At 69.9% G+C, this 15,467-nt stretch carries 17 protein-coding genes; 8 read left to right on the top strand and 9 right to left on the bottom strand.

Features of this window, described 5'->3' with window-relative positions; translation table 11 throughout:
- Positions 1–40 precede the first annotated feature (40 nt).
- Positions 41–862, top strand: coding sequence for a metalloregulator ArsR/SmtB family transcription factor (locus NV348_RS29690; protein WP_447149803.1), 822 nt, complete (start codon positions 41–43; stop codon positions 860–862).
- Positions 859–1,449: a dihydrofolate reductase family protein gene (locus NV348_RS29685; protein ID WP_447149802.1), complete on the top strand. Its 591-nt coding sequence runs from the start codon at positions 859–861 to the stop codon at positions 1,447–1,449. The genes NV348_RS29690 and NV348_RS29685 overlap by 4 nt, the downstream gene beginning before the upstream one ends.
- Here NV348_RS29685 and NV348_RS29680 read toward each other — a convergent pair.
- Positions 1,431–2,429, bottom strand: a complete 999-nt coding sequence (locus tag NV348_RS29680; protein ID WP_447149801.1) for an alpha/beta fold hydrolase — start codon at positions 2,427–2,429, stop codon at positions 1,431–1,433. The two genes, NV348_RS29685 and NV348_RS29680, sit on opposite strands and share 19 nt — an antisense overlap.
- 54 nt (positions 2,430–2,483) lie before the next feature.
- Here NV348_RS29680 and NV348_RS29675 point away from each other — a divergent pair, with 54 nt between their 5' ends.
- Positions 2,484–3,332, top strand: coding sequence for an SDR family NAD(P)-dependent oxidoreductase (locus NV348_RS29675; RefSeq protein WP_447149800.1), 849 nt, complete (start codon positions 2,484–2,486; stop codon positions 3,330–3,332).
- 170 nt (positions 3,333–3,502) lie between these two features.
- Here NV348_RS29675 and NV348_RS29670 read toward each other — a convergent pair whose 3' ends face one another.
- The 4 genes from NV348_RS29670 to NV348_RS29655 form a co-directional block, all read right to left on the bottom strand.
- Positions 3,503–3,991, bottom strand: a complete 489-nt coding sequence (locus NV348_RS29670) for a YfbM family protein (RefSeq protein ID WP_447149799.1) — start codon at positions 3,989–3,991, stop codon at positions 3,503–3,505.
- Positions 3,992–4,060: 69 nt separating this feature from the next.
- Positions 4,061–4,804 (bottom strand): SDR family NAD(P)-dependent oxidoreductase, encoded by a 744-nt coding sequence (locus tag NV348_RS29665; protein WP_447149798.1) that lies wholly within the window; start codon positions 4,802–4,804, stop codon positions 4,061–4,063.
- Complete coding sequence (locus NV348_RS29660) at positions 4,801–5,823, bottom strand: phosphotransferase family protein (protein WP_447149797.1); 1,023 nt, start codon at positions 5,821–5,823, stop codon at positions 4,801–4,803. The genes NV348_RS29665 and NV348_RS29660 overlap by 4 nt, the downstream gene beginning before the upstream one ends.
- Positions 5,820–7,028 carry an acyl-CoA dehydrogenase family protein gene (locus NV348_RS29655; RefSeq protein ID WP_447149796.1) on the bottom strand — a complete coding sequence of 403 codons (1,209 nt, stop codon included), beginning with the start codon at positions 7,026–7,028 and terminating at the stop codon, positions 5,820–5,822. The genes NV348_RS29660 and NV348_RS29655 overlap by 4 nt, the downstream gene beginning before the upstream one ends.
- A 128-nt stretch (positions 7,029–7,156) precedes the next feature.
- Between NV348_RS29655 and NV348_RS29650 the strand changes: the two genes are divergently transcribed.
- Entirely contained in the window at positions 7,157–8,014 is an 858-nt protein-coding gene (locus NV348_RS29650; protein ID WP_447149795.1) for a TetR-type transcription factor C-terminal domain-containing protein, read from the top strand.
- 254 nt (positions 8,015–8,268) lie between these two features.
- On the opposite strand, the gene NV348_RS29645 is transcribed toward NV348_RS29650, so the two are convergent.
- On the bottom strand, positions 8,269–9,006 hold the full coding sequence (locus tag NV348_RS29645) for a PaaX family transcriptional regulator C-terminal domain-containing protein (RefSeq protein ID WP_447149794.1): 738 nt from the start codon (positions 9,004–9,006) through the stop codon (positions 8,269–8,271).
- A gap of 105 nt (positions 9,007–9,111) precedes the next feature.
- On the opposite strand from NV348_RS29645, the gene NV348_RS29640 reads away from it, so the two are divergent.
- Together NV348_RS29640 and NV348_RS29635 are read left to right on the top strand one after the other, a co-directional pair.
- Entirely contained in the window at positions 9,112–9,951 is an 840-nt protein-coding gene (locus NV348_RS29640; protein WP_447149793.1) for an SDR family oxidoreductase, read from the top strand.
- 80 nt (positions 9,952–10,031) lie between these two features.
- Complete coding sequence (locus NV348_RS29635; RefSeq protein WP_447149792.1) at positions 10,032–10,514, top strand: cation:proton antiporter regulatory subunit; 483 nt, start codon at positions 10,032–10,034, stop codon at positions 10,512–10,514.
- Between the two features lie 12 nt (positions 10,515–10,526).
- On the opposite strand, the gene NV348_RS29630 is transcribed toward NV348_RS29635, so the two are convergent.
- On the bottom strand, positions 10,527–10,808 hold the full coding sequence (locus NV348_RS29630; protein ID WP_447149791.1) for a hypothetical protein: 282 nt from the start codon (positions 10,806–10,808) through the stop codon (positions 10,527–10,529).
- Between the two features lie 584 nt (positions 10,809–11,392).
- On the opposite strand from NV348_RS29630, the gene NV348_RS29625 reads away from it, so the two are divergent.
- Positions 11,393–12,217, top strand: a complete 825-nt coding sequence (locus NV348_RS29625) for an SAM-dependent methyltransferase (protein ID WP_447149790.1) — start codon at positions 11,393–11,395, stop codon at positions 12,215–12,217.
- A gap of 279 nt (positions 12,218–12,496) precedes the next feature.
- The gene (locus tag NV348_RS29620) at positions 12,497–13,213 is read left to right on the top strand and encodes a GNAT family N-acetyltransferase (RefSeq protein ID WP_447149789.1); all 717 of its coding nucleotides are present in this window, start codon (positions 12,497–12,499) and stop codon (positions 13,211–13,213) included.
- Positions 13,214–13,217: 4 nt separating this feature from the next.
- Here the strand turns inward: NV348_RS29620 and NV348_RS29615 are convergent, their stop codons facing one another.
- Together NV348_RS29615 and NV348_RS29610 are read right to left on the bottom strand one after the other, a co-directional pair.
- Positions 13,218–14,066 (bottom strand): alpha/beta fold hydrolase, encoded by an 849-nt coding sequence (locus tag NV348_RS29615; RefSeq protein ID WP_447149788.1) that lies wholly within the window; start codon positions 14,064–14,066, stop codon positions 13,218–13,220.
- Between the two features lie 78 nt (positions 14,067–14,144).
- A complete protein-coding gene (locus tag NV348_RS29610; protein ID WP_447149787.1) occupies positions 14,145–15,401 on the bottom strand; it encodes an aspartate kinase in 1,257 nt (418 codons plus the stop codon).
- Positions 15,402–15,467 lie beyond the last annotated feature (66 nt).

The following is a 15,467-nucleotide window of genomic DNA, read 5'->3' as shown; positions in this document are numbered from 1 at the left end:
TCCTTGACAGGAATATTCCCATCAAGGAATAGTTCCTGGCATGGACGAGATCGCCGCAGCACTGGGCGACGGCGCGCGGTGGCGCATCGTCGAACTCCTCGCCGAACGCCCCCGCTCGGTAGGCGAACTGGCCGAGTTGACGGGCCTGCGACAGCCACAGACCACCAAACATCTCCAGACGCTGGCCCGGGCGGGCTTGGTCACCGTGTTCCCGCTGGGGCAGCGCCGCGTCTACGCGCTCGAGGCCGGGCCACTCACCGGGCTCGAACGGCGCTTGCGCCGACTCGTCGAGGCCGTCGAGACGAACGCGGACGAGCGCGACGTGGTCGAGCGCTATCGCGCGGCCATCGATGCGGAATCCGCCGTTGCCGACCAGGATCGGTGGGCCGACGGTCGCGCCTTCACCTTCGATCGCACCTTCGACGCACCGCGCGAGGCCGTCTGGCGGCACTGGGTCGACGCCGAGCTGCTCGGCTCCTGGCTGGCACCACCCTCGATGACGATCACCGAGTGCGCGCTCGAACCGGCGCCGGGCGGTCGCGCCGTCCTCGACTATCGCGACCCCGAAGGGCGGCGGTACCGCTCGGCGGGAAAGGTCGACGCCGCAACGGAACCCGAGCACCTCGCCTTCGACCTCGCGGTCCTCGACGAGTCCGGCGCGGTGTCGTTCACCGGCCACTACGACCTGACGCTCGACCCGGTCCGCGGCGGCACCCGCCTGCGGCTCGGGCTCACCATCACCGACACCTCCGTCGACGCCGTCCCGTACATCGCCGGAATCGGCACCGGCTGGGGCCAGGTGCTCGACAACCTCGCCGCCCTGATCGGCAGCAGCACCGGAACGAAGGAAGCACAGTCATGACCGAACGCACCGTGACCGCCAATCTCGCCCTCACCCTCGACGGGCGCTATCACGGGCCCGGCGGCCCCACCGACGCCGCGGCGATCGTGCGCTACGCGACCACCGAGGTCGCGCGCGAGCACCTCACCCGCCTCTGGGAACACGCGACGACGGCGGTGCTCGGCCGCCGCAACGCCGAGGGATTCCTCGCCTACTGGCCCACCGTCGCCGCGGACGACGCCGCCGACCCACGCGATCGCGCCTACGCGACGTGGTTGACCGACACCGACAAGGTGGTCTTCTCGACCACGCTCACCGACGCGCCGTGGGAACGCACCCGGCTGGTGAACGCGCCCGCGGCCGACGTCCTCACCGAACTGAAGGCCACCGGCACCGGCGACATCCTCGTCAACTCCAGCCCGAGCGTCATCAAGGACCTGCTCGCGGCCGACCTGATCGACCGCCTGTACCTGCTGATCTGCCCCGAGATCGCCGGTGGCGGAGCGCGCCTGTTCGACGACGGCCTGCCCGATACCCGATGGACCGTCACCCACCATGAGGTGGGCGAACTCGGCGAGGTCGCGCTCGTCTACGACCGGGTGCGCTGACCACCCGACAGCGCCCCGACCCCGAGATCACGCAGGGCCGCGGTCAGGAACTCGTCGACGGCGTCGGTGCGTTCCAGCTGCACCAGGTGGCCCGCGCCCGGAACTTTCACCACCGCACGCAGATCCGGGACATTCGCGCGCAGCACGGCCAGCGGGTCGCGGCCGCTGAACCCCTCCATGTCGGGGTCGTTCTCGCCGTAGAGGAAGTAGGTGGGCACCGGCACCCGGGCGCCCGCGAACGCTTCGGTGAGCGCCCAGTTGCGGTCGAGATTGCGATACCAGTTCAGGCCGCCGGTGAACCCGGTGCGTTCGAACTCCGCTGCCAGGGTATCGAATTCGTCCTCACTCAGCCACGACCAGGGCAGGTCGGGCGCTTGCGGGAGGACGTCGAGGTATCCGAGGCCCGGCGGGTTCTTCCAGGTGTCGAGGTAGTGGTAGTCACCGGAGAGCGAGTAGTAGACCCGGGCCAGGAATTCGCGGGAACGCGCGGCCAGTTCGGCGTCGGCCACCCCCGGCTCCTGGAAGTAGGCCAGGTGCAGGAAGTGCCGCTGCGCCGCCTTGGTCCAGTACTCCGAGGGCGCGCGCGGCGGGCGCGGGGAGAACGGATTGTTCAGCACGGCAACGGCATCCACTCGTTCGGGGGCGCGCAGCGCGAGTTCCCACACGAGCTGGGCACCGAAGTCGAGGCCGACGAACACGGCCTTCTCCGCGCCGATGTCGTCGAGCAGCGCCAGCAGATCACCGATCACCGCCTCGTTGGTGTAGGCCGCGACATCGGCGGGGGCGTCGGTGCGGCCGTAGCCGCGCAGATCCGGGGCGATGGCCCGGAACCCCGCGGCGGCCACCGCCGCGAGCTGGCGGTGCCACACGAAACCGGTGTGCGGGAATCCGTGACAGAAGACGACCGGATACCCCTGCCCCTGCTCGGTGACGTGCATCCGGATGTCGCCGGTGTCCAGGAATCGATGGGTCAGCTCCACTACCGTCTCCGTTTCTAGAACGTGTTCTTATTTTGACGGTAATGTCTGGAGGCCATGAGCGGAACACCCAAGATTCTCGCCGGCCGGGTCGCGGTGGTGACCGGCGCCAGCCGTGGCATCGGCAAGGGCATCGCCCAGGAACTGGGCGCGGCCGGGGCCACCGTGTACGTGACCGGCCGTACCACCACGGCGGGCCGGCTGCCCGGGACCGTGCACGCGACCGCCGAGGAGGTCACCGCGCTGGGCGGTCACGGCGTGGCCGTCATCTGCGATCACGCCGACGACGCGGCGGTCGAGAAGCTCTTCGCGCAGGTCCGCGACGAGCAGGGCAGACTCGACGTGCTGGTGAACAACGTCTACAACTCCCCCGCCGCCGCGCGCTGGCTCGGGCGCAAGTTCTGGGACGTCCCGCCGAAGGCCTGGGACGAGACCTTCGACATCGGCGTCCGCTCGCACTACGTGGCCAGTGTGTTCGCCGCGCCGCTACTGATCGAATCGGCCGGGCTGATCGTCAACGTGTCCTCCCCCGGCTCCCAGCGCTACATGCACAACGCCGTCTACGGCGTCGCGAAGACCGCGCTGGACCGGCTCACCGCCGACCTGGCCCACGACCTGCTCGGCACCGGCGCGACCGCGATCTCGCTCTGGCCCGGCATCGTGGATACCGAACTGCTGCAGATGGTTCCGGCCGACGAGAACGGGCGCCGCGAGGTGACCCTGCCCGGCGAGGGCACCTTCGACCTCAACGCCGCCGAGACCCCGCGCTTCCCCGGTCGCGCGGTCGTCGCACTGGCCGCCGACCCCGATCGGCTGACCCGTGGCGGCGCCGCGTGGAAGGTCGCCGACCTCGCCGTCGAGTACGGATTCACCGACGTCGACGGCCGGATTCCGCGCGCCGACTGACACCCTGCTGAACGCTGTCGGCGGGCTCGGTCCACCGCGGATTCGACCTCTTCCTCGACATCGACTGGGACACACCGACATTCGCGATCGATCGTGACGACCCGCGCTGGGCCCATTTCTCCCACTACCGCCGCCGTGGCCACCCACTCGCCATCGGCGGTGTGGGAGCTTCAACTGGCGGTGAAGAGGACCGCACGGCCAGCAGCGGCGGCTCGTTCGTAGAACGCCCGCACGTCTCTGAGACCGTCCCACGTGTAGTCGAAGTCTGCATCGTCGCGCGCCCCGCGATAGTCGGGGTCGTCGATGGCATCGAACCTGCCGCGCAGCCAGGATCGGTCGATCTCTCGCAATGCGTCGGCTACCGCTCGAACCTGGTCTGCATCGATATAGACCGCGTAGTACTCATCGTGCAGGTGGCGACCTCCGAGAACCGCGTGTGACAGTGGATACGTGCCCCCGTCGGGGTCGAGTGTGCCGTCGGCCAGGCAACGGTGGAGGGCATCCCACGCCTTGTCGGAGTCGACCTTCCATGCGTCGTCCTGCCACGACTCTTCCATCTCATCGACGAGCTCCTCCACAGCGTCGCCGTCGCCTTCCTCATCCGCTGCCAGCAACGAGTGAGCCAGCTCTGCACTGATGGCGAAGTGAACTCCCAACATGGCGGCGATCGTAACGACCCGTGTCCACACCTGATAGTGCGGAGCCAGGACCTGGGTGCCGTTGCAGTACTAAGCGCGGTAGCCGTCGGTGCCCGCGCGGGACATGACGATCGTCGGGACCACCGCGCGGGCGGACAGCCGCAGGATCGAGTCGACCATCTCGACGACGTCGTTCACCGCGAGCATCCGCTCGGGCGGGATCCGGTCGTGGATCCAGGCGCTCATATCGGTGTCGACATAGGCGGGCGCGATGGCGGTGGCGGTGACGCCGTTGCCGGATTCCTCGGCGTTGAGCGTGGCCAGCAGCGAGATGATCGCCGCTTTGGCCGCGCCGTAGACCGCCAGGCCCGCCTCGGCGTACACGCCCGTGATCGAGGACAGCGCGACGACCTTCGCGCCGTGGTCCGGATCGGCGGCGGCCCCGGCCCGCAACATCGGCAGCGCGCCCTGGACGAGTTGCAGTGGGGCGCGCAGGTTCACCGCGATGGTCTTGTCGAACCGCTTCATCGAGGAGTCGGCGAGCGTGCCCGCGGTGCCGACTCCGGCGTTGAGGATCAGCGCGGACAGGGTCGCGTACCGGTCGGCGTGCTCGGCGAGCAGGCGCGCGATGCCGTCCTCGTCGGCCATGTCGGCGGCGACGGCGACCACGTCGGGGGCGCCGAGCGCCCGCAGCTCGGCGGCGACCGCGGCTAGCCGGTCGGCGTCACGTGCGGTGATGGTGAGCGAATATCCCTGCCGGGCAAGCCGGTTCGCGATGCCGAGGCCGATGCCCCGGGAGGCTCCGCTGATCAGAGCGGACTTGGTCGCGGTCATTTCCGGTGTCCTTTCAGTGCGCGCAGGCCGGCGGCCATGAATTCCGGGGTGGCCTCCGCGGCGCGCTCGGCGGCGGCGCCCGCGCCGGAGCCACGCAGCGCCCGATGGGTGATGCCCTCGCCGATCACGCCGAGTTTGAAGTTGGCCAGCGCGAGGTAGAAGCCCCAGTCGCCGAGGTCGCGGCCGGAGGCGCGCGCGTAGGACTGGGCGAGCGCGTCGGCGGTGGGCATGCGGTCGCTGGTCCACGCGGCCGACGAGCCGAGCACCAGGTCGAAGATCGGCGACCGGTACACGCACATCAGCGCGACATCGGTGAGCGGATCACCGAGGGTCGACATCTCCCAGTCGACGACGGCACGCACCCGGCCCGGGTCACCCGCGTCCAGGATGGTGTTGTCGATGCGGAAGTCGCCGTGCACGATCGAGGCCGCCGAGGTGTTCGGCACCGCCTCGGACAGGGCCGCGTGCAGGACCGCGACGTCGGCGAGCTCGCGGGTCTTCACCCGATCCCATTGGGACGCCCACAGATTCACCTGACGTTCGACGAAGCCGATCGGACGGCCGAACGTGCCGAGGCCCACCGCGTCGGGGTCGACGGCGTGCAGGCGGGCCAGCACGTCGACCAGCTCGGTCGCGCTCGCGGCGACCTGGTCGTCGGTGAGGGCGGCGAGGTCGTCCTGGTCGCGGACCACGCGGCCGTCGACGTACTCGACGACGGTCATCGGCGCGCCGAGGGCAGCACCCTGCTCGTCGAAGGCGACCGTGCGCGCGACCGGCACCGCCGAATCCTGCAGCGCGTCGGTGACGGTGAATTCGCGTGCCATATCGTGCGCGGACGGCGTGAGCCCCGCGACGGGTGGCCGCCGCACCACCCAGGTGGACGCGTCGTCGGCGGCCTTGAACGTCAGATTCGAACGACCGCCGCTGATCAGCTCCACGCGCAGGTCGCCGCGGACCGGCACACCACTGGCACGCAGAAACCGCTCCAGCGCGGCGATATCCATTCCGGGCAGGCTCATTCGGCGTCCCGGCGCGCTCGCTCGGCCGCACTCACCGCGCGCTTGGCGATCGCCCACCGGTGCACCTCGGAGGGACCGTCGTAGATCCGGAACGGCCGGACCTCCCGCGAGAGGCGCGCCAGCGGCAGGTCCGCCGCGACGCCGAGGCCACCGCACATCTGCATACTGCGGTCGATGATCCGGAAGGTCGCCTCGGCGGCATAGGTTTTCGCGATGGAGGTCGCGTTCGCGGCGGACTCGCCACGGTCGAGTTCCCAGCAGGCGCGGGTCAGCAGTGCGCGCGTGGCCGCGATGTCGATCTCGTTGTCGGCGATCATCTGCTGGATCATGCCGAGATCACCGAGGCGCGAACCGAATCCGCGCCGCTGCGCCACCCGGTCCACCGCCACGTCGTGGCCGCGGCGCGCGGCACCGAGCCAGCGCATCACATGGGTCATCCGGGCCGGGCCGAGCCGCACCTGCGCGTATTCGAAGCCACGGTCGACGGCGCCGAGCACCGCCGAATCCGGGACGAGCAGGTCCTCGAAGAACACCTCGCAGTGACCGCCGAGCATCGACCGGTCCAGGGTGTCGATATGCCTGCCGACGCGAATCCCCGCGGTGTCGGCGGGGGCGAGGAACATCGTCGCGCCGCCACGATCGCCGGGCTCGCCCGAGGTGCGGGCCATGATGATGAAGAAGCCCGCGCCGTCGGCGCCGGTGATGAACCACTTGTGGCCGTTGATGCGCCAGCCGCCCTCGGCGCGCACCGCGCGGGTGGCCAGGGCGGAGGGGTCCGAGCCCGCGCCGGGCGCCGGTTCGGTCATCGCGAAGGCCGAGCGGACCGTACCGTCCGCGAGCGGCGCCAAGAACTGCTGCTTCTGTTCCGGGTCGGCGATATGGGCGAGCATGTGCACATTGCCCTCGTCCGGGGCCGCGATGTTCAGCGCCGTCGACCCGAACAGGGAGTAGCCCGCTTCCTCGAAGATCGGGGCGCGGTCCGACATCCCCAGGCCGTGCCCGCCGTACTCGATCGGCGCGTGCGGCGCGAACACCCCGGCCTCGCGCGCCTCGCGCTGCAGTTCGACACGCAGCGCCTCGCCGCCCGCGGCGGTGATGTCGCCGTCGTGCGCGTCCTCGAGCGGGAGGACCCGGTCGCGGATGAAGGCGCGGGTGCGCTCGGCCAGACGCTGCACCTCGGGCGGATGGGACAGGTCGATCGCCACGGGTCCACTCCTCGATTCACTTGCCGAACGTTCGCTCGGCATCAGATACCTACGACAGTGACATGACCCGATAACTGCTGTCAATCGACAGATTCCCCCAGCAGCCTTGTTCAGATATCCTGAACGTCATGAACACCTCCGACGGCGGGCTCGGCGCCCGCCTGCGCCAGGCGAGGACCGCGGCGGGCCTGTCGTTGCGGGAGACCGCGCGCCGGATCGAGGTCAGCGCCGCGACGCTCAGCGCCATCGAGACCGGCAAGACCGGTGTCTCGGTCCCGCGCCTGCACGCACTGGCCACCGAGCTCGGCACCACGACCCAGTGGCTGATCGGCGAGCAGTCGACACGTCCGCCGGAGCCGCGGCCACGCGCCACCGCCCCGGCGGACGACACCGCCCGCGCGTGGCGCGAATTCCCGCCGCTGGACATCGATCCCGTCCTCGCCGCCGCCATCGACTCCTTCGTCGAGACCGGGTATCACGGCGCCACCATGCGCTCGATCGCGCAGCGCGCGCGCATGAGCGTGCCGGGCGTCTACCACCACTACCGCGACAAGCAGGACCTACTGGTGCGCGCGCTCGACCTCACCATGGACGAGCTGCACTGGCGGGTCGGCGCGGCCCGCCGCGAGGCGAGCACCGGCCGTGACCGGGTGACGCGGGTCGTCGAGGCGCTGGCACTGTTTCACACCCACCGGCGCGAACTCGCCTTCATCGGCGCCAGCGAGATGCGCAGCCTCGATCCGGCCAACCGGCGCCGGATCGCCGCCTCCCGCAACGAGATCCAGTATCTGCTCGACGCGGACATCGACATCGCGCTCGCCGAGAACCGGCTCGGCACCGAGCACGCGCGCGCCGCCGGACGCGCGATCGCCACCATGTGCACCGCCCTGCCGCAGTGGTTCCGCCTCGACGGACCGGCCACTCCCGAACAGATCGCCACCGACTACGCCGACTTCGCCCTCGGCGTCCTCGGCATCCCCCGGTGACGGTGCGGCCCGCCCCGAAAACTCTCGGGGCGGGCCCTTCCCCATGCACCATGCGGCGCCGCCACGTCGCACGGCAGGGTCCATCGTAGACGGGCCGAGCTCATCTCTCCCGCAACCACACCCGGACTACCGCGGACAACATGCCGGACCCGGGGTTGTCCGCAGATCTCACCACGACGTCGTCCCCACGACACCGGGTAGCGGCGACGTCGCCGCCGAACGCCGACACCGATCCCCGCGGGGCGACCCCGACGCTAGGACGTCACCGATTCCGGGCCGAGGGCGGCGAACCAGGCGAGGTAGTCGGCGGTGACGGTGCGCAGGCGGGCCACCGGCCAGTCGGCAGGGTGCAGTTCGGCGGGGAGGACCGGGTCGGTGGTGAGGTGGTCCAGGCCGGCGCAGATGGCGGCGAATCTGGCTGTGGGGTCGGGGGTTTCGATGGCGGCCAGCAGGGCGTGACCGCGGGCGGACCAGTCGGCCAGCGGCCAGAGGCGGGCGGCGAGGTCGGCGGGCGCCTCGACCGGGCGGGTGTGCAGGTGGAAGGTGGTCTCGTCGAGGTCGGCGGGCCAGGCGCGGTCGAGGTTGGCGGGGCGCATCCAGACGCCCTCGCGCAGTTCGGCCAGCCGCAGCGACAGCAGGCGCGCGCGCAGGGCGGCGCGGTCGGCGGCGGGGCGGCCGGTGGCGGTGACGACGACCTGCTCCCAGTCACCGGTCCACGGCAGCGTCGCCGGTGCGGCGAGTTCGGCGCGGCGGGCGCGCAGGGCGGGCGCGAGGGTGTAGGCCCGGTTCTCCCGCACCAGGTCGCCGGCGGCGACCATGCGGGACACGGCGACGCGGACGGTCGCCTCCGGGTAGCCGACGGTGGTGGTGGCGGCACAGATCTCACGTGAGGTCATCGTCGGCGAATCGGCGGCGATGAGAATCCGGACCAGCGCCGAACGGGCCGACACCGGGCGGACCTCGGTATCGGGGCCGGTCACAGGGGGTTGCACGGATCGAGTCTACATATTTCACTATTGCCACGCCCAACAGAAATATGTAACGTTGCCGGATATCAGCCGCCTCTCCGGCGTCGCCGACGACAAGGAGCATCGCCCATGACCGCTACCCACCCACTCGCCGGGCGCACGATGATCATGTCCGGCGGCAGCCGTGGCATCGGGCTGGCGATCGCCGTCGCCGCCGCCCGCCAGGGCGCCAATATCGTGCTGCTGGCCAAGACCGACGTGCCGGATCCGCGACTGCCCGGCACCATCCACACCGCGGCCGCCGAGATCGAGGAAGCCGGCGGTCAGGCGCTGGCCGTGGTGGGCGACGTCCGTGACGAGGCCTCGGTGGCGAACGCGGTGGACCGGGCGGTGGAGCGCTTCGGCGGCATCGATTACTGCGTCAACAACGCCTCGGCGATCGCGCTGGCCTCCACCGAGGAACTGCCGATCAAGCGCTTCGATCTCATGCAGCAGATCCAGCTGCGCGGCACCTACCTGCTCTCCCGCGCCTGCCTGCCGCACCTGCGCAACAGCGAGAACGCGCACATCCTGAGCCTGTCGCCGCCGCTGAACATGGCCCCGCACTGGCTCGGCGGGCATCCGGCCTACATGGTGGCCAAGTACGGGATGTCGCTGCTCACCCTCGGCTGGGCCGCCGAGTACGCCGAGCACGGCGTCGCCGCGAACTGCCTGTGGCCGCAGACGCTGATCGCGACCGCCGCGGTGCAGAACCTGCTCGGCGGCGACGAGGCCATCGCCAAGGCCCGCACCCCGGAGATCGTGGCCGACGCCGCGGTCGCCATCCTGGGCCGCGACGCCCGCACCACGACCGGCAACACCTACCTCGACGTCGACGTCCTGGCGGCCGAGGGCATCACCGACCTGTCCGGCTACGGCGGCTCGGGCACCCTCGAGTACGACATCTTCGTCGACCCGCCGCAGGCCTGACCCGGTGCGCTGGATCAGCTCTCCGCACCGCGGTGAGCTGATCCAGCCCGCGTCCTTTTTGTCCGGTTACAGTGGAGAGCGTGCAGATCGACGTGACGCCGCTGCCCGGAGTCGGGGTGCGCAAGGATTTCGCGGTACGCAAGAGCGGGCGGCGCATCGGCGTGGTCGAGCACCGGGACGGGGCGATCGATCTGATCGTCGGCAAGCCGGGCAATCCCGATGTCACCGAGCAGATCACCCTGACGGCGACGGAGGCGGCGGCTCTGGCGAGCCTGCTCGGCGCGCCACAGGTGGTCGCTCAGCTCGAGGCCGAGCATCGCGAGTTCGACGGCGTGCGCACCCGGCAGTTCCCGCTCGCCGCGCACTCGCCCTACGACGGCCGCACACTCGGCGACACCCGGATGCGCACCCGCACCAAGGCATCGATCGTGGCGGTGATGCGGGCCGGCGCGGTTCTCGCTTCTCCCGGACCGGAATTCGCCTTCGTCGCGGGCGATGTCCTCATCGTGGTCGGGTCCGCGGACAGCCTGACAGCCGCCGCGCGGATCCTGCGCGACGGCTGAGCGGACGAGACACTAGTGGCGGTGCAGAGATCGCACGATGACCGCGCCCCACATCGCCAGCCCCGCCGCGGCGGCCATGTAGAGGACATACGCCAGCACGACGAGCTCGGGGCCGTAGCTGCCCGCCCAGTCCCCCAGGCGCAGCAGCGCGGCGATACCGAGGCCGAGCAGGGCGAGCCCGAGGATCAAGCCGGGCATTCCCAGCGGGCCGATGGATTCGGCGGGCGTGGCGACGCGGCTGTCACGTTTGGTAACTGACAGATTGCTGTTCGGTTCGAAGTAGATGCTGCTCATCACAGTGAGCCCCCTTCCGGGTGGCCGTCCCGGCACGGCCGGTTGCTGATCCATCCTGGATCTTTCGAGGCCCGCGACGCCGGAGCGGACGGGCAGGGCGGGTGTGACGAAAGGTCCGCGTCGACCCTGTCGTTGATCACAAACGGTTAACGTTCAGCAATTACGAGCGTGCCACCCTCGGTAGCCGAAAGACAGGTGATGTGATCTGCATCACATAGAACATAGGTACGACACGAGGCGATAACGCACGTTACATATCCGGCAAACACCCCTCGGAACTGGCGAAACCCGTGCGCAACTGGACATTTGATCAATAGGCCGACACGGCTGTGATTTACCGAACCGTTACGCCCCTGACGTGCGAAAACAGCCGTGAGCAAACTGCGACCCCGCCGATACCCGCATCGAGAACTCTCCTCCGACAGCGGATACACCGGACCCTGATGTGGACGCGACGCGCATCGGAACCGACACGCCCGGAACGGTTTTCGGGTATCACCAACAGGGAAAGCGTGCCGACACGCCGTCGTTCTCCTACGATGGGCGGCGGCACACACCGGTAACAGCGTGAGGGGTCGTCGACGATGAGCGACAACGCGAATGTGATCGACCAGTCGAGTCCGAGCATCGCCCGGGTCTACGACTATCTGCTCGGCGGCAAGGACAACTACGAGGTCGACCGCGCGATCGGCGACCATTTCAAGCTGAACCTACCGGGTTCGGTGGCGATCGCGTTCACCAACCGGCAGGCCCTCACCCGCGCGGTGCGCGAGATGGCCGAGGCGGGCCTGACCCAGTTCCTCGACTTCGGCAGCGGCCTGCCCACCGCCGACAACGTGCACCAGGTCGCGCAGCGGGTGAACCCCGATACGCGCGTCGTCTATGTCGACAACGACCCGATCGTGCTCGCCCACGGGCGCGCACTGCTGGCGACCAACGAGAACACCACCGTCGTGCAGGCCGATGTCCGCGACTCCGCCGGCATCCGCGCCAACGAGGAGGTGAACCGGCTCATCGATTTCGGCAAGCCGGTCGGCCTGATCTTCAGCGCGATCCTGCACCACCTCAACGACGACGAGGACCCGCGCGCGGTCGTCGAGTACTGGACCGGGCAGATCCCGGTCGGCAGCAGCGTGTTCATCTCGCACTTCCGGTCCGGCGACAACCCCGAGACCATCGAGGCCGAGACCAAGCTGCAGTCCACCTTCGGCCGTGGCCGCTGGCGCACCGACGCGGAGATCACCGCGCTGTTCGGCGATCTGCGGCTGCGGGCGCCCGGCGTCGCCGCGGCCGCCCGCTGGCACCAGGACGTGCCCGCCGACGACGATTCCGCGCGCATCGGCTCCCCCGATCGGGAACTATCGGTGTGGGAGGAACTCATCGTGGCCGCCATCGCCGACAAGCATTAGGCGTACCTCCGCCTTCACTGTGGCCATGCGCAGGTCTGTCGACGGCTGCGCCGACAGCGCCGATCGGGCGGTTCGTCCGGGTCGGTGACACCGGCGAAATTCGGGCCACGACATCTCGTCTGTTCGCGCGGGTGAACGCGTCACGTTCGGCTATCTTGTGCATCTAGTTTTTCTCGATGCTGCTGGATCGTTCGTGTCGCTTCGCCGCAATCACGTGCCGCGTGAGATCCACGCCTCGTGTTTTCGGCGACCCTCATCAGACGAAGGACGCCGGTCACCATGCCCGCACCCGTTATCCTCCACGGCCGCATCGCACGGCTGGAACCCCTCGCACCCCACCATGTTCCCGGCTTGACTGCGGCCTCGGTCGCGCTCGGTCCGGCCGGATTCACCATCGTCCCGCACGGCGAGCAGGAGGCGCGCACCTACGTCTTCCAGGCCGAATCCGCTCAGCTCGCCGGCACCGCCCTGGCCTTCGCGATCGTCACCGTGGACGACGACTGCGTGGTCGGGGCGACCAGGTTCACCCGGCTCGACTACTGGCAGGGCCCGCTGAGCTGGCCGCTGGCCGCCGAGCCAGTGACCGCGCTGCCCGGCGGCTCGATCCCCGACGCCGTCGAGATCGGCAACACCTGGCTGACGCCCGCGGCGCGCGGCGGCGTGGTGAACCTCGAGTGCAAACTGCTGATGCTGACCCATGCCTTCGATGGCTGGGGCGTGCGCCGGGTGACCCTGCGCGCCGATGCTCGCAACCTGCGATCCCGCGCCGCGATCGAACGGCTCGGCGCGGTGAGCGACGGTGTGCGCCGGGCACATTCACGGGGGCTCGACGGCGCGGTGCGCGACACCGCGTTCTATTCTATCCTGCACGACGAATGGGCGGGCGTGCGGCTGCGGATCACCGAGCAGCTCGCCGCCCGCACCGTGCTGCCGCGCGCCCCGCTGATCCCGGCCACCGCCGAGGCGTTGCGGCCCTTGGCTTCTCCGATCGGCTGAGGACTCAGCTCCGGACGGAGCCGATCCGCTCGGCGATGATCTCGGCCAGCTCCCGCGGACGCTCCTCGGGCAGCCAGTGCGAGGCGCCCTCCAGGACCACCAGCCGGTAGTCGCCGGTGACGTAGTTCCCGGACAGCTCGGCGCCGCGGCGAGCCAGCGCCGAGTCACCGGAGCTCCACACATGGGTCACCGGCACCCGGACCGGTGCCGAGATGGCGCGCTGGCCGAGCAGCAGGATCGCCCGGTACCAGTTCAGCGCCCCGGTGAGCGCGCCGGAGTCGACGATCTCGGTGTGCACCCTGGCGATCATCTCCGGCGTCATGCCGGTGCTCGCCAGCACCCGATCGAGGATCTCGGGCCGGGCGGTGAGCAGCCGCTCGGGCAGCACCGGGAGCTGGAACAAGCCCATGTAGTACGAGCGGGCCAGCTGGTCGCTGCTGATCAGCGAGCGGCGGAACGCGCCGGGGTGCGGCACCGACACCGTCACCAGGGTGCGCACCAGGTCGGGCCGGGCCGCGGCGACCGACCAGGCGACCATGGCACCCCAGTCGTGGCCGACCAGATGCACCGGCCCACGGTCGATCTCGCGGATCAGCGCGACGATGTCGTCGACCAGTTCGGTGATCCGGTAGGCGAACCGGCCCCGCGGTCGCGCACCCGGCGAGTAGCCGCGCTGGTTCGGCGCGATGGTGCGGTAGCCGCGGGCGTTGAGCAGCGCGCCGAGCTCGGCCAGCGAACTCGCGGTCTGCGGAAAACCGTGCAGCGCGAGGACGACCGGGCCGTCGATCGGACCGGAGTCCACCACGTCGAAGCGGAGTCCGGCGCGGGTGTAGGAGGTCAGTCGGTTGCTCAAGGGACTCTCCGGTCGATCGACGGCCTAATTGACTGGTAGGTAAATTACCTGGGGTTCAGTTGACCGTCAACCATCCCGTCACCGGCCCGTACCACCGTGCACGACGGCGACTTCGGTGCCGCCGAGATCGAAGGCCCGGTGCAGCACGCGCACCGCCTCGTCCAGCTCGGTGTCGCGGACCAGGACCGAGATCCGGATCTGCGAGGTGGCGATCAGATCGAGGTTGATACCCGCCGCGGCCAGTGCCTCACAGAACGTCGCGGTGACACCGGGATGGTTCTTCATGCCCGCGCCGATCAGCGAGACCTTGCCGACCCGATCGTCGTAGCGCACGTCGGTGAAACCGATGTCGGCGCGACGTTCCCGCAGCAGGGCCACCGCCCTGGCGCCGTCGGCGGCGGGCAGGGTGAAGGTGATGTCGGTGCGGCCGGTACCGGTGTTCTGCACGACCATGTCGATGGGGATCTCGGCGTCGGCGACCGCGCGGAACACCTGGGCCGCGTAACCCGGCTCGTCCGGCAGGCCGACGACGGTCACCTTCGCTTCGCTGCGGTCGTGCGCGACGCCGGTGAGCACCGCCTGGTCGGCGGGGATGTCGGTCATCGAGCCGAACACGGTGGTGCCGATCGCGTCGGTGTAGGACGACCGCACATGCACCGGAACGTGATAGCGGCGCGCGTATTCCACGCAGCGCAGCATCAGGACCTTCGAACCGCAGGCCGCCATCTCCAGCATCTCCTCGTAGGAGATCTGGTCGAGTTTCTGCGCGTCCGGCACGATGCGCGGGTCGGCGGTGAACACGCCGTCGACGTCGGTGTAGATCTCGCAGACGTCGGCGTTCAGTGCCGCCGCCAGGGCGACGGCGGTGGTGTCGGACCCGCCGCGGCCCAGGGTGGTGACGTCGCGGCTGTCCTGGCTCACGCCCTGGAACCCGGCAACGAGCACCACCTCGCCGTCGTCGAGGGCGCGCCGGACCCGGTCCGGGTCAACCTCGATGATCTTGGCGTTGCCGTGCGCGCCGGTGGTGATCACCCCCGCCTGCGAACCGGTCAGCGACCTGGCCTCGGCACCGAGGGCGTGAATCGCCATGGCCACCAGCGCGTTCGAGATGCGCTCACCCGAGGTCAGCAGCATGTCCATCTCCCGCGGCGGTGGTGCGGGCGCGACCTGGCCCGCCAGGTCGAGCAGTTCGTCGGTGGTGTCGCCCATGGCGGAGCACACCACCACCACATCGTGACCCTGCTTCTTCGTCTCCACGATCCGCTCGGCGACCCGCCGGATCCGCTCGGCGCTTGCCACCGACGATCCGCCGAATTTCTGCACAACCAGGGCCATCCCTCGTCCTCTCCCCTGCTCGCCCACGCGCGACCCGCGGGTAACCCCTCCGAGTATCCCGGCATT

The sequence above is a fragment of the Nocardia fodinahabitans genome, assembly GCF_052983615.1.
The sequence above is the reverse complement of the archived record's forward strand: the minus strand, read 5'-3'. Positions and strand labels throughout refer to the sequence as shown.